Origin of the sequence: Mycobacterium sp. E735, assembly GCF_001666955.1 — a bacterium.
Taxonomy (GTDB): domain Bacteria; phylum Actinomycetota; class Actinomycetes; order Mycobacteriales; family Mycobacteriaceae; genus Mycobacterium.
Window position 1 is genome coordinate 1 of record NZ_LZIX01000063.1, and the last position, 15,470, is coordinate 15,470.

Here is a 15,470-nt window from a genome sequence, read left to right on the forward strand (position 1 = left end):
GCTCGAGGGCTGGTGTGACAAATATAACGAGAAGCTGCCGGCGCTGAATTCCTTTGTGCTGCCTGGTGGTTCGCCGCTTTCGGCGCTGCTGCACGTCGCCCGCACGATCGTCCGTCGCGCGGAACGGTCGGCGTGGGCGGCCATCGACGCCGCGCCGCAGCAGGTCAACGTCCTGCCGGCGAAGTACCTGAACCGCCTTTCGGATCTACTTTTCATCCTGGCGCGCGCGGCGAACCACCAGGCAGCACAAAGGAATTCAGCGCCGGCAGCTTCTCGTTATATTTGTCACACCAGCCCTCGAGCCGGTCGATGTAGGGCTGGGTGACCCGAAGCGGGGGATGCTCGGGGTTCTGCACCACCGGCGTCGACAGGTCCGCGCCGGCGTCGAACAGGTCGTTCTGGATCTGCCGCAGCACGCCGGCGATTTCCTCGTCGGGCTCACCCAGGGCGATCGCCACCCCGATCGCCGAGTTCGCCTCGTCACAATCCGCGTAGGCGACCAGGCGGGGATCGTTCTTGGAGACCCGCGAAAAGTCGCTCAACCCCGTCGTGCCGTCGTCACCGGTCCGGGTATAGATGCGGGTCAGGTGTATCGCCATGAGCAAGACGGTACTGCGGTGCGCGGCGGCGCCGTGGCTCGGCTCACGCCTTGACTCGCCCCTCGCCGCTTCGCGGCTGGGGGTGCCCCCACCTCGCTCCGCCGCGCGGAGCGCATCGTCGTCACGCGGGCTGACTGACAACCCGATACCGCTTCACTAGACTGACGCGGGTGGCAGAGCGATTCGTGGTGACCGGCGGCAACCGGTTGTCCGGCGAAGTCGCAGTGGGGGGCGCCAAGAACAGCGTGCTCAAGCTGATGGCCGCGGCGCTGTTGGCCGAAGGCACCAGCACCATCACCAACTGCCCCGACATCCTCGATGTGCCGTTGATGGCCGAGGTGTTGCGCGGCCTGGGCGCCACCGTCGAGCTCGACGGCGACGTCGCCCGGATCACCTCACCCGACGAGCCGAAGTACGACGCGGACTTTGCCGCGGTGCGACAGTTCCGGGCGTCGGTCTGCGTGCTCGGGCCGCTGGTCGGCCGCTGCAAGCGGGCCCGGGTCGCGCTGCCGGGTGGTGACGCGATCGGGTCCAGGCCGCTGGACATGCATCAGGCGGGGCTGCGCCAGCTGGGCGCCCAATGCAACATCGAGCACGGCTGCGTCGTCGCCCAGGCCGACACGTTGCGCGGTGCGGAGATCCAGCTCGAGTTCCCGTCGGTGGGCGCCACCGAAAACATCCTGATGGCCGCCGTGCTGGCCGAGGGCGTCACGACGATTCACAACGCCGCGCGCGAACCCGACGTCGTGGACCTGTGCACGATGTTGAATCAGATGGGCGCGCAGGTCGAAGGTGCCGGTTCGCCGACGATGACCATCACCGGTGTCCCGCGGCTACACCCCACCGAGCATCGCGTGATCGGGGACCGCATCGTCGCCGCCACCTGGGGTATCGCCGCCGCCATGACCAGGGGCGACATCTCGGTGACGGGCGTCGACCCGGCCCACCTTCAGGTGGTGCTGCACAAGCTGCACGACGCCGGCGCGACGGTCACCCAAACGGACAACAGCTTTCGGATCACCCAGTACGAGCGGCCCAAGGCCGTCAACGTCGCGACCCTGCCGTTCCCCGGATTTCCCACCGACCTGCAGCCGATGGCGATCGCGCTGGCGTCGATCGCCGACGGGACGTCGATGATCACGGAAAACGTCTTCGAGGCGCGTTTCCGTTTCGTCGAAGAAATGATCCGGCTGGGTGCCGACGCGCGCACGGACGGCCACCACGCGGTCGTGCGAGGCCTGCCGCAATTGTCCAGCGCCCCGGTGTGGTGTTCCGATATCCGCGCCGGCGCCGGCCTGGTGTTGGCGGGGCTCGTCGCCGACGGTGACACCGAGGTTCACGACGTCTTCCACATCGATCGCGGCTACCCGTTGTTCGTCGAAAACCTGGCGATTTTGGGAGCGGAGATCGAGCGGGTAGAGTAACCAAAGTCAGTGCCCCGCAGGGGCGGTCGCCACACCAGGCGACCGACACCCCGGGCGCTTGACTCCCTCGCTGGATTGGTACTAGCCTGGCACGGCTGCTCCCGAAACGGTCTTCCGAAGACCAAAACTGGGAGTTGACTCCACTGCCGGACTTGTATTAAGCTGGCAGGGTTGCCCCAAAACGGGCGAAACAAGTGTTGTTTGAGAACTCAATAGTGTGTTTGGTCTTTTTATTTGTTGTTGTTTTTTGGCCATACCTAGCACTCCCCGTGTGTGGGTATGGCAATTTTTGATGCCAGTTATTTGGTGTCTTTTTGTTAGGTCAGATTTTCTCTGATTTGAAATTCACCTCGTTCTGCGAGGAGATTTTGTTTGGAGAGTTTGATCCTGGCTCAGGACGAACGCTGGCGGCGTGCTTAACACATGCAAGTCGAACGGAAAGGCCTCTTCGGAGGTACTCGAGTGGCGAACGGGTGAGTAACACGTGGGCAATCTGCCCTGCACTTCGGGATAAGCCTGGGAAACTGGGTCTAATACCGGATAGGACCACTTGGCGCATGCCTTGTGGTGGAAAGCTTTTGCGGTGTGGGATGGGCCCGCGGCCTATCAGCTTGTTGGTGGGGTGATGGCCTACCAAGGCGACGACGGGTAGCCGGCCTGAGAGGGTGTCCGGCCACACTGGGACTGAGATACGGCCCAGACTCCTACGGGAGGCAGCAGTGGGGAATATTGCACAATGGGCGCAAGCCTGATGCAGCGACGCCGCGTGGGGGATGACGGCCTTCGGGTTGTAAACCTCTTTCACCATCGACGAAGGCTCACTTTGTGAGTTGACGGTAGGTGGAGAAGAAGCACCGGCCAACTACGTGCCAGCAGCCGCGGTAATACGTAGGGTGCGAGCGTTGTCCGGAATTACTGGGCGTAAAGAGCTCGTAGGTGGTTTGTCGCGTTGTTCGTGAAATCTCACGGCTTAACTGTGAGCGTGCGGGCGATACGGGCAGACTAGAGTACTGCAGGGGAGACTGGAATTCCTGGTGTAGCGGTGGAATGCGCAGATATCAGGAGGAACACCGGTGGCGAAGGCGGGTCTCTGGGCAGTAACTGACGCTGAGGAGCGAAAGCGTGGGGAGCGAACAGGATTAGATACCCTGGTAGTCCACGCCGTAAACGGTGGGTACTAGGTGTGGGTTTCCTTCCTTGGGATCCGTGCCGTAGCTAACGCATTAAGTACCCCGCCTGGGGAGTACGGCCGCAAGGCTAAAACTCAAAGGAATTGACGGGGGCCCGCACAAGCGGCGGAGCATGTGGATTAATTCGATGCAACGCGAAGAACCTTACCTGGGTTTGACATGCACAGGACGCGTCTAGAGATAGGCGTTCCCTTGTGGCCTGTGTGCAGGTGGTGCATGGCTGTCGTCAGCTCGTGTCGTGAGATGTTGGGTTAAGTCCCGCAACGAGCGCAACCCTTGTCTCATGTTGCCAGCGGGTAATGCCGGGGACTCGTGAGAGACTGCCGGGGTCAACTCGGAGGAAGGTGGGGATGACGTCAAGTCATCATGCCCCTTATGTCCAGGGCTTCACACATGCTACAATGGCCGGTACAAAGGGCTGCGATGCCGCAAGGTTAAGCGAATCCTTTTAAAGCCGGTCTCAGTTCGGATCGGGGTCTGCAACTCGACCCCGTGAAGTCGGAGTCGCTAGTAATCGCAGATCAGCAACGCTGCGGTGAATACGTTCCCGGGCCTTGTACACACCGCCCGTCACGTCATGAAAGTCGGTAACACCCGAAGCCAGTGGCCTAACCCTTGGGAGGGAGCTGTCGAAGGTGGGATCGGCGATTGGGACGAAGTCGTAACAAGGTAGCCGTACCGGAAGGTGCGGCTGGATCACCTCCTTTCTAAGGAGCACCACGAAAAGCACTCCAATTGGTGGGGTGCGAGCCGTGAGGGGTTCCCGCCTGTAGTGGGCGGGGGCCGGGTGCACAACAGCAAATGATTGCCAGACACACTATTGGGCCCTGAGACAACACTCGGCCAGTCCGTGTGGTGTCCCTCCATCTTGGTGGTGGGGTGTGGTGTTTGAGTATTGGATAGTGGTTGCGAGCATCTAGACGGATGCGTTGCCGGCAACGGTGGCGTGTTCGTCAAAATGTGTAATTTCTTTTAAAACTCTTGTGTGTAAGTAAGTGTCTAAGGGCGCATGGTGGATGCCTTGGCATCGAGAGCCGATGAAGGACGTGGGAGGCTGCGATATGCCTCGGGGAGCTGTCAACCGAGCATTGATCCGAGGATTTCCGAATGGGGAAACCCAGCACGAGTCATGTCGTGTTACCCGTATCTGAATATATAGGGTGCGGGAGGTAACGCGGGGAAGTGAAACATCTCAGTACCCGTAGGAGAAGAAAACAATTGTGATTCCGTCAGTAGTGGCGAGCGAACGCGGAACAGGCTAAACCGCATGCATGGATAACCGGGTAGGGGTTGTGTGTGCGGGGTTGTGGGATTGATATGTCTCAGCTCTACCTGGCTGAGGGGTAGTCAGAAAGTGTCGTGGTTAGCGGAAGTGGCCTGGGACGGCCCGCCGTAGACGGTGAAAGCCCGGTACGCGAAAACCCGGCACCTGCCTTATATCAACACCCGAGTAGCAGCGGGCCCGTGGAATCTGCTGTGAATCTGCCGGGACCACCCGGTAAGCCTAAATACTTCTCGATGACCGATAGCGGATTAGTACCGTGAGGGAATGGTGAAAAGTACCCCGGGAGGGGAGTGAAAGAGTACCTGAAACCGTGTGCCTACAATCCGTCAGAGCCTCCTTGTGGGGTGATGGCGTGCCTTTTGAAGAATGAGCCTGCGAGTCAGGGACACGTCGCGAGGTTAACCCGTGCGGGGTAGCCGCAGCGAAAGCGAGTCTGAATAGGGCGCATCCCCTTTGGGGTGTAGTGGCGTGTTCTGGACCCGAAGCGGAGTGATCTACCCATGGCCAGGGTGAAGCGCGGGTAAGACCGCGTGGAGGCCCGAACCCACTTAGGTTGAAGACTGAGGGGATGAGCTGTGGGTAGGGGTGAAAGGCCAATCAAACTCCGTGATAGCTGGTTCTCCCCGAAATGCATTTAGGTGCAGCGTTACGTGTTTCACCACGGAGGTAGAGCTACTGGATGGCCGATGGGCCCTACTAGGTTACTGACGTCAGCCAAACTCCGAATGCCGTGGTGTATAGCGTGGCAGTGAGACGGCGGGGGATAAGCTCCGTACGTCGAGAGGGAAACAGCCCAGATCGCCGGCTAAGGCCCCTAAGCGTGTGCTAAGTGGAAAAGGATGTGCAGTCGCAGAGACAACCAGGAGGTTGGCTTAGAAGCAGCCACCCTTGAAAGAGTGCGTAATAGCTCACTGGTCAAGTGATTGTGCGCCGATAATGTAGCGGGGCTCAAGCACACCGCCGAAGCCGCGGCAACCGCAAGGTTGGGTAGGGGAGCGTCCCCCATGCAGCGAAGCCACCGGGTAACCGTGTGGTGGAGTTTGGGGGAGTGAGAATGCAGGCATGAGTAGCGATAAGGCAAGTGAGAACCTTGCCCGCCGTAAGACCAAGGGTTCCTGGGCCAGGCCAGTCCGCCCAGGGTGAGTCGGGACCTAAGGCGAGGCCGACAGGCGTAGTCGATGGACAACGGGTTGATATTCCCGTACCCGTGTGTGGGCGTCCCTGACGAATCAGCGGTACTAACCACCCAAATGGTGGTCTATCAATCCCTTCGGGGTGCGAGGATCGCCGGCTGCGTGGGACCTTCGCTGGTAGTAGTCAAGCAATGGGGTGACGCAGGAAGGTAGCCGTACCAGTCAGTGGTAATACTGGGGCAAGCCTGTAGGGAGAGCGATAGGCAAATCCGTCGCTCATTAATCCTGAGAGGTGATGCATAGCCGGTTGAGGTGAATTCGGTGATCCTCTGCTGCCAAGAAAAGCCTCTAGCGAGCACACACACGGCCCGTACCCCAAACCGACACAGGTGGTCAGGTAGAGCATACCAAGGCGTACGAGATAACTATGGTTAAGGAACTCGGCAAAATGCCCCCGTAACTTCGGGAGAAGGGGGGCCGGAATACCGTGAACACCCTTGCGGTGGGAGCGGGATTCGGCCGCAGAAACCAGTGGGTAGCGACTGTTTACTAAAAACACAGGTCCGTGCGAAGTCGCAAGACGATGTATACGGACTGACGCCTGCCCGGTGCTGGAAGGTTAAGAGGACCCGTTAACCGTAAGGTGAAGCGGAGAATTTAAGCCCCAGTAAACGGCGGTGGTAACTATAACCATCCTAAGGTAGCGAAATTCCTTGTCGGGTAAGTTCCGACCTGCACGAATGGCGTAACGACTTCCCAACTGTCTCAACCATAGACTCGGCGAAATTGCACTACGAGTAAAGATGCTCGTTACGCGCGGCAGGACGAAAAGACCCCGGGACCTTCACTACAACTTGGTATTGGTGTTCGGTACGGTTTGTGTAGGATAGGTGGGAGACTTTGAAGCAGTTACGCCAGTAATTGTGGAGTCGTTGTTGAAATACCACTCTGATCGTATTGGACACCTAACGTCGAACCCTTATCGGGTTCACGGACAGTGCCTGGCGGGTAGTTTAACTGGGGCGGTTGCCTCCTAAAATGTAACGGAGGCGCCCAAAGGTTCCCTCAACCTGGACGGCAATCAGGTGTTGAGTGTAAGTGCACAAGGGAGCTTGACTGCGAGACTTACAAGTCAAGCAGGGACGAAAGTCGGGACTAGTGATCCGGCACCCCCGAGTGGAAGGGGTGTCGCTCAACGGATAAAAGGTACCCCGGGGATAACAGGCTGATCTTCCCCAAGAGTCCATATCGACGGGATGGTTTGGCACCTCGATGTCGGCTCGTCGCATCCTGGGGCTGGAGCAGGTCCCAAGGGTTGGGCTGTTCGCCCATTAAAGCGGCACGCGAGCTGGGTTTAGAACGTCGTGAGACAGTTCGGTCTCTATCCGCCGCGCGCGTCAGAAACTTGAGGAAACCTGTCCCTAGTACGAGAGGACCGGGACGGACGAACCTCTGGTATACCAGTTGTCCCACCAGGGGCACCGCTGGATAGCCACGTTCGGACAGGATAACCGCTGAAAGCATCTAAGCGGGAAACCTTCTCCAAGATCAGGTTTCTCACCCTTTTAGAGGGATAAGGCCCCCCGCAGACCACGGGATCGATAGGCCAGACCTGGAAGCTCAGTAATGAGTGCAGGGAACTGGCACTAACCGGCCGAAAACTTACCAACACACAATCGCAACCACTAGTTCAGTCCCAGCGGCTATTGTCGTCGGGCGCTCTGAACACCACACCCCCCACCGAAACCAAATTTAAATAGAGTTACGGCGGCCACAGCGACAGGGAAACGCCCGGTCCCATTCCGAACCCGGAAGCTAAGCCTGTCAGCGCCGATGATACTGCCCCTCCGGGTGGAAAAGTAGGACACCGCCGAACATACACAAAAACACCCCCGGCAACGGGGGTGTTTTTGCATTTCTCGGTACGGCGCAGTCCTAGTCGAACAATGTCAAGGCCGCATTCACCGACGCGCGTTTCTTCTCCAATGCGAGCAGCGTTCGCTTGCGGTCGAGCCCGCCGCCGTAGCCGGTCAGGCTCCCATTGGCGCCGATGACACGGTGACAAGGAACGACGATCGCGATGGGATTGTGGCCGTTCGCCAATCCCACGGCGCGCGCGGAGCCCGGAGCGCCGATCTGTTCCGCGATCTCTCCGTAGGACCTGGTTTCGCCGTAAGGAATTGTCTGAAGGGCCTTCCACACGCGCCGCTGGAATTCGGAGCCGCGCAACTCGAAGTCGAAATCGAACTCGGTGAGTTCGCCGGCGAAATATGCGTTCAGTTGGTCGGTGGCCTCGTTGAACGCCGTGGCGTTCGGAGCCCAGCCGGTTCGGCTGGGCTCGTAAGTCTGGTCGACCATCCGAAGCATCGTCAGAACCGAGTCCTGACCGGCGAGGGTCAGCGGCCCGATCGGGCTGTCGATGGTGCGGTACTCGATCATGCTGTCTCCTTCTGGGGCTCCTGTGGTGGCCATTGGTTAACCGGATGCTCGAGGGTGGTCCAGAGGTACTGGGTGGCGTAGGAGCGCCAGGGGCGCCACCGGGCGCCGTGCCCGATCAGGGCCCGTTCGTCGGTCGGTAAGCCCAATTGCCTGGCGGCCATCCGAAGCCCAAGGTCGGTGGCGGGGAAGGCATCCGGGTCACCGAGCCCACGCATCGCGATCACCTCCGCGGTCCATGGGCCGACTCCGGGCACCTCCAGCAATTGTCTGCGGGCGGCCTCCCAGTCGCTGCCGCTGTCGAGGACGATACTGCCGTCGGTGAGGGCGGCGACCAATGCGCTCAGGGTCCGTCGCCGGGTCTTGGGGACCGCCAAGTGGATGGGGTCGATCTCCGTGAGTTGCTCCACGGACGGGAAGGTGTGGGTCAGCCCGCCGTCGGGGTCGGCGATCGCCCGGCCGTAGGCCGCGACCAGGCGGCCGGCGTGGGTTCTGGCCGCCTTGGTCGACACCTGCTGGCCCAGGACTGCGCGCACGGCGAGCTCGGCCTCGTCCACGGTGCGTGGAATGCGTTGTCCGGGGGCCTTTCCCACGACCGGACGCAGGTGCGGGTCGCCGGACAGCGCGTCGTCCACCGCCTCGGGATCGGCGTCGAGATCCAGCAGTCGCCTGCAGCGGGCGATCGCCGTCGTCAGGTCGCGAAAGTCGTCGAGCACCAGCACGCAGCGGACGTGATCGACGGCCGGTGTCAGGGTGGTGACGGCGCTGCCGAACGGGAGACGCAGGCTCCGTCGATACGCGCCGCCGCGGATCTCCTCACAACCGGGCACGGTGCCGGCGGCCAGGTGGCCGAAGACGCCCTCGTAGGCGAACGGGGTGCGGACCGGCAGTCGCAGGCACACGGCCCCCGGCGAAGCGGTGCCGGTCCCGGCCCGCCCCGCCGCCCGCCGGCGCAGCTCCCTCGGGGTGCTCTCGAAGACAGAGCGCACCGTGTCGTTGAACTGCCGGATGCTGGAGAACCCCGACGCGAACGCGATGTCGCCGAATGGCAGGTCCGTGGTCTCGACAAGCAGCCGGGCCGTCTGCGCCCGCTGGGCGCGGGCCAGCGCGAGCGGGCCGGCGCCGACCTCGGCCTGCAACAGCCTCTCCAGCTGGCGGGTGGTGTAGCCGAGGTGCGCCGCCAGGCCGCCGACGCCTTCGCGGTCCACGGTGCCGTCGGCGATGAGACGCATCGTCCGGGCGACGACGTCGCCCCGGACATTCCATTCCGGTGACCCGGGCGAAGCGTCGGGCCGGCACCGCTTACACGCCCGGAATCCGGCCCGCTGGGCGGCGGCCGCGGTCGGGTAGAAGCGCACGTTGCGGGCGAACGGCGGCCGAACCGGGCAACTGGGCCGGCAATAGATGCGGGTGGTCAGCACCGCCGTGACGAACCAGCCGTCGAACCGGGCGTCCTTGGACTGGACGGCGCGGTAGCAGCGTTCGAAGTCGTCGTGCACGCTTCTAAGACTTACACCCGCCCGGTGACAAAACTGGCGGAAAAGCGACATGGCAGTGGGAGCCCACCTAGGGGCCGTCGTGCCGCACGGCCGCGGCGGCGGCGATGAAGTCGCGGGCCGGGCGGGACAGCGGCCGGCCCGAGTCCCAGATCATCCCCACGTCGCGGTACGCGTCGGCGTCGGCCAGTGGCAGCACGCTCAACCCCGCCGCGGATTCGCTGCCGTCGATGGGCATCAGGCCGACACCCAGCCCGGCGGCCACCAGGCCCGCGGTCGTGGTGAGGTTCGCCGCCTCCAGCACGATCCGCGGCTGGAATTGTGCCGCGGCGCAGAGCTCGTCGAGCAGCCGTCGCATGCCGAACCCCGGGTGCATGGCCACGACGGGCTCGTCCGCGAGATCGGTCATGGACACTGCGGCATCGCCCTCGAATCGGTGACCACGTGGCACGGCGACACCGAGCCGCTGCCGAAACAGGCTGCGCCAGGCGAGAGTTGGCCGCCGTGGCCGCGGGGACACCACCCCGACGTCGACGCGCCCGGCCAGCACCAGCTCGCCGATCGATTCGGCGGCGCCCTCCTCGAGCGCGAAGGCCACGCGGGGTGAGGATTCCTTGAACCGGGCGATCAGGCGCGGCACCACCGTCGCCCCGAACGAGCCGAGGAAGCCCACCCGGATCTCGCTGACGGCCGGGTTGGCCAGGTCGTCAATCGCGCGCCTGGCCGAGTCGAGCTCCAGCTGCGCGCGTCGGGCATGCTCGTAGAAGATCCGGCCATACGTGTTGAGTGACAGGCGTTTGCCGCGACGATCGAACAGCGCCACGCCCAGCCGCCGTTCCAGACGCGCGAGCATCCGGGTGAGCGTCGGCTGGGCCACGCGAAGCTGTTCGGCGGCCGCCGTGACGTGTTCCAGCTCCGCAAGTGTGACGAACCACTCGTAGTCGTCGCCCGCCACGCGCACCATCCTCGACTTATGTCTTTGGAGCATATTAAACCTGCGAATAATTCATTTCCTTCGCTTTGCGTCGGCGCGCAGGATTAAGGGCATGCCCCAAGGCCCCTCCACCGCCGTAGCGCACCGAGCCGGAACCCGCGGGTACCGGCGGCTGACCGCGGCGCTCTGCGGTGCAGGTCTGGCCAGCTTCGCCGCGATGTACTGCACCCAGGCGCTGCTGCCAGCGCTTTCGGCGTCGTATCGGATCGGTCCGGCCGCGGCGGCGCTCACGGTATCGCTGACCACGGGGATGCTGGCCGTCTGCATCATTCCCGCCAGCGTCCTGTCCGAGCGCTACGGCCGCATCACCGTGATGTTGACCTCGGGGTTGGCGTCCAGCGTGATCGGGCTCCTGCTGCCGTTCAGTCCGACGCTCGGCGTGCTGCTCGTCGGCCGCGCCGCGCAGGGCGCCGCGCTGGCCGGGATACCCGCCGTCGCGATGGCGTTCCTCGCCGAGGAGGTGCACGCCTCGTCGCTCGGGTCGGCGATGGGCCGCTACATCGCCGGAACGACGGTCGGCGGGCTGGCCGGACGCCTCGTCCCGTCGTTGGTCATCGAGGCGAGCGATTGGCGGGTCGCACTGCTGGTGTGCTCCCTGACGACACTGGCCGGCACGGTGGTCTTCGCCGCCCTGGTGCCGCGGTCTCAGTTCTTCGACCCGAAGGAGACGAGCGTGCGGGCCAGCATCCGGAACCTCGCCGCGCATCTGCGAAACCCGTTGCTGCTGAAGCTGTTCGCGGTGGGGTTCGTGTTGATGGGTGGATTCGTGACCGTGTACAACTACCTTGGCTACCGATTGACCGGGCGGCCGTTCGGCCTGGCGCCGTCAGCAGTCGGCCTGCTGTTCCTGCTGTACCTGGTCGGCACCTGGACGTCGGTGGCGGCCGGGCGGCTCGCCGACCGCAGGGGACGCCCACTCGTGCTGCGGGCCGCCCTGCCGGTCACGCTGACGGGCCTGCTGCTCACCGTGCCGCACGCCCTGCCCGCGATCGTGGTGGGGGTCGGCGTCTTCACGGGTGGTTTCTTCGCCGCGCACACCGTGGCCAGCGGCTGGGTGGGCGCGGTGGCACAACGCGACCGCGCGGAGGCGTCGGCGCTGTATTTGTTCAGCTACTACTTGGGCGGGTCAGTGGCCGGTGCGATCGGCGGCGTCGTGTACGCGGTCGGCGGCTGGCCGGCGACGGTCGGTTTCGTCGGCGGGCTGCTGGTGGCCGGCTCATGCCTGGTGGCGCTGTTGGTGCGGGAGGGCGACCCCCGCACCAACAACCACCTCGTTGCGGCCTTGGCGGCCGCTGACTGATGCGCCCGGTAGGCGGCTAGGGGCCGGGAGGGGTCCCGACGCAGACGCCGCCGGCGCAGGCCCCCGCGCCGCCGGGTCCGGCGGACGCACCGGCGCCCGGCACACCCGCGCTCGCGCCACCGGGGCCCGCGCCGGCGCCCGAGCCACCCGGGCCGGCCGTCGTGGCGCCCCCGGGTCCGGTCTCGGGACCGCCGCCCGGGCCGGCCGGAGTCGTCGCCGCCGGTGCCGTCGTGGTGACGCTGGCGGGCGTGGTGACGGAGGTGGTGACGGTCGAGGTCGAAGTCGTCGGGTTCTTGTTGTCTTTGCCCGAGCCGCAGCCCGCGGTCAACGAACTCAAGGCGATCGCCGCGGCGATCCCCGCGGCGAGGGAAGCACGCCGCGCAGTTCCACTAGCCATGTCAACACCAATCTCTGAAAGGGGCGATGTCCTTAGTCCCCTTACCCACTCGGGTCGGAAATCAATCCATCAGGCCGGCGGGTCGGCGGGCGTGGCGAGCCGGGTGGGCTGCTCATACCCGCGAAGAGTCACGGTTTCGCCCAAAGTCCAACGGCCGCGCTCGTTCTCGCTCGCGCCTTCGAGGGCATCGGCCGTCGCCAGCAGTCGACCCGGGTACGACTTGGCGAGTTCGCAGAGGCGGGCCGCCTCGTTGACCGGACCGCCGATTACGGTGTACTCGAAGCGTTCCCGGGCGCCGACGTTGCCGGCCACCACCTGCCCGGCCGCCACGCCGATACCGGCTTGGCACTGCGGCATTTCGTCGACGAGCCGCTCGGCGATGGCGCGCGCCGCGGCCAGCGCCTGGTCTTCCGGGCGGTCCAGATGGTTCGGGGCCCCGAAGATGGCCAGGGTCGCGTCCCCCTCGAACTTGTTGACCAGACCGCAGTGTCGGTCCACTTCCTCGACAACGATGCCGAAGAATTGATTGAGCACCGAAACGACTTCCGCCGGAGGCCGGCTGGTCACCAGTTGGGTGGAACCGACGATGTCGATGAATACGACTGCTACATGGCGTTCTTCGCCGCCCAGCTTCGGTCGCTCGCGTTCGGCGGCCAGGGCGACCTCGCGTCCGACGTGCCGGCCGAACAGGTCGCGAACCCGTTCGCGTTCGCGCAGCCCGTCCACCATCGCGTTGAAACCGCGTTGCAGCTCACCGAGTTCGGTGCCGTCGAAAACGACGAGGTCGCCCCGCAGATCGCCGCGCTCAACCCGGCGCAACGCCGCGCGGACCACGCGCACCGGAGTTGCGGTGAGCCAGGCCAGAATCCACATCAACAGGCAACCGAAGATGAGCGTGGCGATCGAGACGATCAGCACACCGACGGCGAATTGCGTTTCGGTCAGATTGCGCATCAAGGCTTGAAAGCCCGCCAGGAAGCCGATGCCGAGAACGGGCAGGCCCGAGCCGAGGAACCAGACCACCATGGTCCGGCCCATGATCCCCGAGGCGAATCGACGCGGTGGTGGCCCCGCTTCGAGCGCCTGAGCCGCCGCCGGGCGCAGCGCGAACTCTGCCAGCAGATAACTGCCGGTGGCCACCAAGATCCCGCAGATGCCCACCGCGATGAGGAAGCGCGGGATGAAGAGCGTGTTGACTAGGCCATAGAGCGTGGTCAGCACCACCGCCCCGACACCCCACAGGATGAGATCGAAGCGGGCGATTCGCCATGGGGCCAGGAACGTGTTTCGTTCGTCTTCCCGGTTCGGCGCGCGCTCCTCGATCGCCCAGCGGAGCGATACGACGGTCCTGCGGGTGATCCAGTAGGTGCCCACCGCCAGCGCCAGCGCGATGTAGGCCGGTGATGCCGCGAAGGTTATCCACCATGGCGCGTCAAACACACTCGGTTGCGGGATGGCGACGGTCACCAGGAGCAGGGCGACGCCGATGCCGATCAGGTTGGCGCCCAGCACCAGTACAGTCAGGATGACCTGGATGCGGACGCGGCGACGTGCCTGGCTTTCTGACACCCGCCCCAACAGCAGGGAGCCGTACGCCGGGGTCTCCGGTAGCCGGCCGCTCTGACGCGTGACCGTCTCGAGCACCCGCCCGATGCGTTTCGCCAAGCTCTGCGTGGCCGACATGGTGGCGCCAGCCTAATTTGTCGGCCACGCTCTAAGGTGAGTCGGGTGCGTCTAGTGATCGCCCAGTGCACTGTGGACTACGTCGGCCGGCTCACCGCGCATCTTCCCTCGGCCCGCAGGCTGCTGCTGTTCAAGGCCGACGGATCGGTCAGCGTGCATGCCGATGACCGCGCCTACAAACCGCTGAACTGGATGAGCCCGCCGTGCTGGCTGACCGAGGAGCCGGGTGAGCAGGCCCCCGTGTGGGTGGTGCAGAACAAGGCCGGCGAACAGCTGCGGATCACCGTCGAGGATGTCGAGCACGACTCCAGCCACGACCTGGGCGTCGATCCCGGGCTGGTCAAGGATGGGGTCGAAGCCCATCTGCAGGCGTTGCTCGCCGAGCATGTGCACCTGCTCGGCGAGGGGTACACGCTGGTTCGTCGCGAATACATGACCGCCATCGGGCCCGTCGACCTGCTCTGCCGTGACGAACAGGGCGGTTCGGTGGCGGTGGAGATCAAGCGGCGCGGCGAGATCGACGGGGTCGAACAGCTCACCAGATACCTCGAGCTGCTCAACCGCGACAGCGTGCTCGCGCCGGTGAAGGGCGTGTTCGCGGCCCAGCAGATCAAGCCACAGGCGCGCACACTGGCCATCGACCGTGGGATCCGTTGTGTCACACTGGATTACGACAAGATGCGCGGGATGGACAGCGACGAATACCGGCTGTTCTGAGCCTCCCGGCTAGGCTGGCGGCATGGCCCGGCGCCGCACACCGCCACGTCAGCGGTGGCAGTCATCGCCGCCCCCGCCTGCCCGCCGGGTGGAGGTCGGGCCCGACGGCCACGAGTACGAAGTCCGTCCGGTCGCGGCCGCCCGTGCGGTCAAGACCTACCGTTGCCCGGGCTGCGATCACGAAATTCGGGTCGGCACCGCACATCTGGTGGTGTGGCCAACCGATCCGACCCTCGGTGGAGGCCCAGGACTCGTCGAAGATCGGCGGCATTGGCACACCCCGTGCTGGAGCCACCGCGCCACGCGGGGCCCAACCCGGAAGTGGTCTTGATCAGGCGGCCGGTTCGACCAGCTCGATGAGGACGCCGCCGGCGTCCTTGGGGTGGATGAAGTTGATCCGCGAGTTTGCCGTGCCGCGGCGCGGGGCCTCGTAGACGAGCCGGATGCCCTGCGAGCGCAGGTGCTCGATAACGCTGTCGAGGTCGCTCACCCGAACCGCCATCTGCTGGATGCCGGGCCCGCGCTTGTCGAGGAACTTGGCGATGGTCGAGGAGTCGTCGATCGGGGCCATCAGCTGGATCTGCGCCGTACCGGTGGGCGCGCCGCGCACGGCCAGCATGGCTTCGCGGATTCCCTGGTCCTCGTTGACTTCCTCGTGCACCAGGATCATGCCGAGGTGGTCGCGGTACCACGCGATTGCCGCGTCCAAGTCGGCGACTGCGATGCCGACGTGATCGATCGCCGTCACCAGCTCGGTGGCCAGGACCTGACGGGCGTCAACTTGATCGGTCGTCATCACATAAAGGTAACCTGGCG

General features: G+C 64.4%; 11 protein-coding genes, 3 rRNA genes and 1 pseudogene. 8 read left to right on the forward strand and 7 right to left on the reverse strand.

Annotated elements, in window-relative coordinates; translation table 11 throughout:
• On the forward strand, positions 1 to 325 hold a 325-nt coding region (locus A5704_RS27390), incomplete at its 5' end, for an ATP:cob(I)alamin adenosyltransferase (protein WP_231968796.1).
• Here the strand turns inward: A5704_RS27390 and A5704_RS04875 are convergent.
• Positions 228 to 599 (reverse strand): annotated as a pseudogene (locus A5704_RS04875) (ATP:cob(I)alamin adenosyltransferase); the annotation flags it as partial. The gene A5704_RS27390 and the pseudogene A5704_RS04875 sit on opposite strands and share 98 nt — an antisense overlap.
• 170 nt (positions 600 to 769) lie before the next feature.
• Between A5704_RS04875 and murA the strand changes: the two are divergent.
• The 4 genes from murA to rrf all read left to right on the forward strand — a co-directional run bounded on the left by murA (position 770) and on the right by rrf (position 7,507).
• Positions 770 to 2,023 carry a UDP-N-acetylglucosamine 1-carboxyvinyltransferase gene (murA, locus tag A5704_RS04880; protein ID WP_067281208.1) on the forward strand — a complete coding sequence of 418 codons (1,254 nt, stop codon included), beginning with the start codon at positions 770 to 772 and terminating at the stop codon, positions 2,021 to 2,023.
• 369 nt (positions 2,024 to 2,392) lie between these two features.
• A 16S ribosomal RNA gene (locus A5704_RS04885) occupies positions 2,393 to 3,920 on the forward strand.
• 282 nt (positions 3,921 to 4,202) lie between these two features.
• A 23S ribosomal RNA gene (locus A5704_RS04890) occupies positions 4,203 to 7,301 on the forward strand.
• Positions 7,302 to 7,394: 93 nt separating this feature from the next.
• Positions 7,395 to 7,507, forward strand: a 5S ribosomal RNA gene (gene rrf / locus A5704_RS04895).
• Together the 16S, 23S and 5S rRNA genes form the textbook arrangement of a ribosomal RNA operon.
• Before the next feature lie 59 nt (positions 7,508 to 7,566).
• Here rrf and A5704_RS04900 read toward each other — a convergent pair.
• From A5704_RS04900 to A5704_RS04910, 3 genes are all read right to left on the reverse strand, one after another.
• On the reverse strand, positions 7,567 to 8,070 hold the full coding sequence (locus tag A5704_RS04900) for a methylated-DNA--[protein]-cysteine S-methyltransferase (RefSeq protein ID WP_067747740.1): 504 nt from the start codon (positions 8,068 to 8,070) through the stop codon (positions 7,567 to 7,569).
• Positions 8,067 to 9,566 (reverse strand): DNA-3-methyladenine glycosylase 2 family protein, encoded by a 1,500-nt coding sequence (locus A5704_RS04905; RefSeq protein WP_067887643.1) that lies wholly within the window; start codon positions 9,564 to 9,566, stop codon positions 8,067 to 8,069. The genes A5704_RS04900 and A5704_RS04905 overlap by 4 nt, the downstream gene beginning before the upstream one ends.
• Positions 9,567 to 9,633: 67 nt before the next feature.
• Positions 9,634 to 10,518, reverse strand: coding sequence for a LysR family transcriptional regulator (locus A5704_RS04910; RefSeq protein ID WP_197499004.1), 885 nt, complete (start codon positions 10,516 to 10,518; stop codon positions 9,634 to 9,636).
• A gap of 91 nt (positions 10,519 to 10,609) precedes the next feature.
• Here A5704_RS04910 and A5704_RS04915 point away from each other — a divergent pair, with 91 nt between their 5' ends.
• Positions 10,610 to 11,857 (forward strand): MFS transporter, encoded by a 1,248-nt coding sequence (locus A5704_RS04915; RefSeq protein WP_067781104.1) that lies wholly within the window; start codon positions 10,610 to 10,612, stop codon positions 11,855 to 11,857.
• A gap of 16 nt (positions 11,858 to 11,873) precedes the next feature.
• Here A5704_RS04915 and A5704_RS04920 read toward each other — a convergent pair whose 3' ends face one another.
• Positions 11,874 to 12,254 carry a hypothetical protein gene (locus A5704_RS04920; RefSeq protein ID WP_067747749.1) on the reverse strand — a complete coding sequence of 127 codons (381 nt, stop codon included), beginning with the start codon at positions 12,252 to 12,254 and terminating at the stop codon, positions 11,874 to 11,876.
• Positions 12,255 to 12,323: 69 nt separating this feature from the next.
• Positions 12,324 to 13,937: an adenylate/guanylate cyclase domain-containing protein gene (locus A5704_RS04925; RefSeq protein ID WP_067781101.1), complete on the reverse strand. Its 1,614-nt coding sequence runs from the start codon at positions 13,935 to 13,937 to the stop codon at positions 12,324 to 12,326.
• 45 nt (positions 13,938 to 13,982) lie between these two features.
• Here A5704_RS04925 and nucS point away from each other — a divergent pair, with 45 nt between their 5' ends.
• Both nucS and A5704_RS27395 read left to right on the forward strand, forming a co-directional pair.
• Positions 13,983 to 14,654, forward strand: a complete 672-nt coding sequence (gene nucS / locus A5704_RS04930) for an endonuclease NucS (protein ID WP_067887645.1) — start codon at positions 13,983 to 13,985, stop codon at positions 14,652 to 14,654.
• 22 nt (positions 14,655 to 14,676) lie between these two features.
• Positions 14,677 to 14,985 carry a hypothetical protein gene (locus tag A5704_RS27395; protein ID WP_082950235.1) on the forward strand — a complete coding sequence of 103 codons (309 nt, stop codon included), beginning with the start codon at positions 14,677 to 14,679 and terminating at the stop codon, positions 14,983 to 14,985.
• On the opposite strand, the gene mce is transcribed toward A5704_RS27395, so the two are convergent.
• Positions 14,986 to 15,453: a methylmalonyl-CoA epimerase gene (gene mce / locus A5704_RS04935; RefSeq protein WP_197499003.1), complete on the reverse strand. Its 468-nt coding sequence runs from the start codon at positions 15,451 to 15,453 to the stop codon at positions 14,986 to 14,988.
• Positions 15,454 to 15,470 lie beyond the last annotated feature (17 nt).